4 protein-coding genes are annotated in these 2,929 nt (G+C 39.0%); all 4 read left to right on the forward strand.

The genetic code is table 11. From position 1 onward, the window contains the following. Window positions 1-582: hypothetical protein (locus Xets_RS28805; protein WP_370588266.1), on the forward strand; the 582-nt coding region annotated here is incomplete at its 5' end. Between the two features lie 4 nt (window positions 583-586). Further along, a complete protein-coding gene (locus Xets_RS19615; protein ID WP_187652407.1) occupies window positions 587-1,366 on the forward strand; it encodes a hypothetical protein in 780 nt (259 codons plus the stop codon). After that, window positions 1,351-1,713 carry a hypothetical protein gene (locus Xets_RS19620; RefSeq protein ID WP_187652408.1) on the forward strand — a complete coding sequence of 121 codons (363 nt, stop codon included), beginning with the start codon at window positions 1,351-1,353 and terminating at the stop codon, window positions 1,711-1,713. Before Xets_RS19615 ends, Xets_RS19620 begins: the two co-directional genes overlap by 16 nt. Before the next feature lie 277 nt (window positions 1,714-1,990). After that, window positions 1,991-2,647 (forward strand): hypothetical protein, encoded by a 657-nt coding sequence (locus tag Xets_RS19625; protein ID WP_046337626.1) that lies wholly within the window; start codon window positions 1,991-1,993, stop codon window positions 2,645-2,647. Window positions 2,648-2,929 lie beyond the last annotated feature (282 nt).

Below are 2,929 nucleotides of genomic sequence, written 5' to 3' on the forward strand. Positions count from 1 at the left end.
ACGAAATTACGCCAGTATGTTGGCACTGGCGTTTATCATTGTCTGGCTGCCAATGTGGGGAGAATAAATGATGAACACAAAACGTCAACAGACCCTAGTAACATCACGTTTTATGGGCGACAGGCTGCAACGGAAGGATCTCTTGTTACTTGTGGAAATCATTCGGGTAATTTTTCTATCGTAGGTGGTGTGAATTGCTTTTTTGATATGGGAACTAAACTGGCTGGAACGTTAGATAGCCAGAGCACTTGCCCTTGCGGAGCAAATCTTATTCACTCTATTCCAGATAGTTACCAAAATACAGTACTCTCTCCTGGAAAGACAGAAACACAGGAATTACTCTCAGAAACCAAAAAATGGATTGGTTTTAGTGTTTCCCCTGAAATTGATTATTGCGGCATAAAATGTATTGCGACGCTTGATGATGGCTCAATTCTTAATGGTGAATTTAACCAAGAAAATAAAGTCATGTTTACATCAATAACAGGCCATAAGTGTGTAAAACTTGAAATAGAACATTTTGAAAAAGAAAGTTCTCCACAAAGTTTGACAGAAATCTTATTAAATAAAATTATTGGGTGAAATCATGGCATATGAAGTGGTAGAAGGGACTTATGCAGGAAAGCAAGAACATCCTATTGAAGATCCTATTTTAGATAAGGCAGTGGCAGCGTTAGAAGGTGCTTCAATTAAATTTTCTACCGATGTAATTAACGATGCTAATGTCAGACAAAGCTATACTTCAAATATTAAAAGAACGGTTTCTGAAATTAAGCAGATGGTGAATACAAAAAAAATATCAGTGAAAGAAGCCGCTGAATTTTGTTACGAAATGCGTAACCAAATTATGGCAGAGCATAGAAAATTCACGTCAGCACAAGGGTTGGCCTTTGCTGAGAGACATAAAAAAACACCTCCATCTTTTGAAAAACTTATTGATAAATATTCTCAGAAAAAATTTGGAAAAGTATTTGGTAGCCTTACTCCAGATCAAAAAAGTACAATTTACTATGAGATCATAGAAGCCTCAGCAAGAGATAACCCTAAATTCACAACGACAAATAAACGATTAAAGGTTATAGGAAAAGTTGGAATTATCTTTACGGCAGTATTGGCAACACATGAAATATTGAATGCTGAAAATAAACCTAAAGAAGCGGTTAAACAAGGAATACAAATTGGAGGCGGTGCTGCTGGTGGAGCACTTGCTGGTTTAGCTGTATCTCCGGTATGTGGGCCTGGTGCTCCTGTCTGTGCTGTTGTTCTGGTATTAGTGGGTAGCGTAGCAGGGGCAATTGTTGGTTCGGTGGTTGCTGATACTTTAGATGAAGAAATAGAGGAATTTACCCGTTGGGCAATCAACTAACTGATATAGATTTATGTGAAGCGCTATCTAGTATCTTTGTAGATAATGAAGTTGATTATGAGTATATCGCTTCTGTAGCGAAAAATTTCCCTCTTGAACATGTTGAAATGGTTCTTTTCGAGTGGGTAGCTCCGGTGTGTTATACCAATGGTTTGACACCCGCCCCCCCTGTATGGACTTTTTTTGAACGTGAGCAACTTTGGGAGGATATTCAAGAATTACGGAGAAAACAGATGGCAGCAGGGATGATAGGAAAAATGCAAGTAAATATTAGGTGGTGTTTTTTACGCTGGTATCTTAAAAAAGAGTGGCAACATTTGAAGAAAAAATTGACAAGTCATTTTTAAGCAGAAAGTGAAAACTTTTCGTATAAAAATCATATAACTATATGATTAATAAATTAAAATTAACTACATTTGAGTAATCAGATAGAAACACGTCAGCTAGTAGAAACTATCATCTTACACTGCATCACGGTAAACATTATTAATATGTTTACACAAGACACTTAAACATATAGCTTAGTCAAAATATAAGAATTTTGTGAGTTACTATGTTAGTCACACCAGCACGATAACATACATATAAATCATTAAATATCTATAGATTATAGTAGGAAGTCTCATGAAGCATCATGAATATATCGTCATTGATGGTTTTAGTCGCAGCAATATGGGGCGTATATTGTCCATTGCTGCCTCAGCGCTATCTGCTTTTACTATTTACTTCCTCCTCAAACTGGTTGACCTGTCGCAATTGTGGTGGGGAATCGATGCCACATTACCACCGTCTGTCTTATCGCTTGCTGGTGCAGGAATGATTTATTTTCTGCTATACCATGTTCTAAACAAGTACCTTTGGAAACGTCCTTTTGTTGGTCAGCTTATCAGCATGCCGAACCTTAGTGGTGAGTGGGAGGTAATAGGTAAGACACTTCACCCTGAAGAGCGTATATGCGAGTGGAAAGGAGTCATTCGCATAGTGCAAACTTGGGATAAAGTACGCATCCGGCAGACAACGAACACCTCGCAGTCTGATAGTATTACTGCATCCGTGATTAACGATCAGGGTATCAGTTACCGCCTGCTTTACAACTATACCAACAGACCATTGGCGGGTAATGATGAGATGCAGTCTCATATGGGGTTTGTGGATCTTGAGTTTTCTGAGGATCTTAACTCTGCCACAGGAGAGTATTTCAATGGTAGAGGGAGAAATACATACGGTACCATGACTTTGAGGAGAAAAAACAAAAATGGCGGATTATGGTCAGAAGATTAAGCGGCTTAGCGAGCGCCGTAAATTACCCCGATCTTATACTGCGACTTATGACTCTGCTGAGAGTATCGCAGCTTTTGAGAGTATTACAGCTAATCTGAATAAAGCTGCTTTTACTGAAAAGTGGGAAACACGAGGAAAGCTCGATTCAGCAACACGCTATGCCCTAGTACTACAGCCGTAATTGCTCTGTCACCATAGGGTTATTCCGACGACGGTAATGACATTGTTGTGCATAGTATTGGTGTCGCCGCCGCCAGTCTGACCAATGTAAAATCTGTTCGA

This window comes from Xenorhabdus sp. TS4, from assembly GCF_014467265.1.
In the GTDB taxonomy this organism is placed as follows: domain Bacteria; phylum Pseudomonadota; class Gammaproteobacteria; order Enterobacterales; family Enterobacteriaceae; genus Xenorhabdus; species Xenorhabdus ehlersii.